Raw genomic sequence first — 670 nt, 5'->3', positions numbered from 1 at the left:
AGGCGCTGCGCTAACCGCAAGGAGGCAGGCGACCACGGTAGGGTCAGCGACTGGGGTGAAGTCGTAACAAGGTAGCCGTAGGGGAACCTGCGGCTGGATCACCTCCTTTCTAAGGATGTTCCTCCAGGTCTCACGACCTATTGGGACGTCACTTAATCTACTGAGCGGATCGCCGCCGTCTTCGTTTCTCTTTCCACTTCGCTCCGGCCGACCAGGCTGGAGTGCGATCGCGAGCCCGAAGGCGACCTGAATACGTCAGGTCGATCCGGTCCGGTGCGGCGCTGCCATAGGCCCGTAGCTCAGGTGGTTAGAGCGTACGCCTGATAAGCGTAAGGTCGGCAGTTCGAGTCTGCCCGGGCCTACCATTTCCCTTCGGTCACGCCGCGGATTTCACCACAGACCCAGCTCTCCTGAGCGGCTCCCGGTAAGGGGCCATAGCTCAGTTGGTAGAGCGCGTGCTTTGCAAGCATGAGGTCGTCGGTTCGATCCCGTCTGGCTCCACCAAGCTCTCGATCGCAAACAGGTTTCATCAGCTGGCGCTTGCGCCGGCGGATGATTGAAATCGTGAAGGAAGGGTTCGACCGGCCGAAAGGTGGCACTAGGTCGAACTTGAAGAAGACATCGTCTGGCAAAGTAAAAGCCATAGCGCGAGCGTCGTGGGACACCTCTT

General features: G+C 59.6%; 2 tRNA genes and 1 rRNA gene. All 3 read left to right on the top strand.

Annotation, left to right across the window (positions count from 1 at the left end):
* Positions 1 to 109, top strand: a 16S ribosomal RNA gene (locus tag G3573_RS21870); the annotation flags it as partial.
* A 179-nt stretch (positions 110 to 288) separates the two neighbouring features.
* Positions 289 to 365 (top strand) — tRNA-Ile (locus G3573_RS21865).
* A 63-nt stretch (positions 366 to 428) separates the two neighbouring features.
* Positions 429 to 504, top strand: a tRNA-Ala gene (locus G3573_RS21860).
* Positions 505 to 670 lie beyond the last annotated feature (166 nt).

The organism is Caulobacter sp. 17J65-9, from assembly GCF_010975005.1.
GTDB lineage: Bacteria > Pseudomonadota > Alphaproteobacteria > Caulobacterales > Caulobacteraceae > 17J80-11.
Note: the sequence above shows the minus strand (reverse complement) of the source record. Positions and strands in the feature narration are given on the sequence as shown.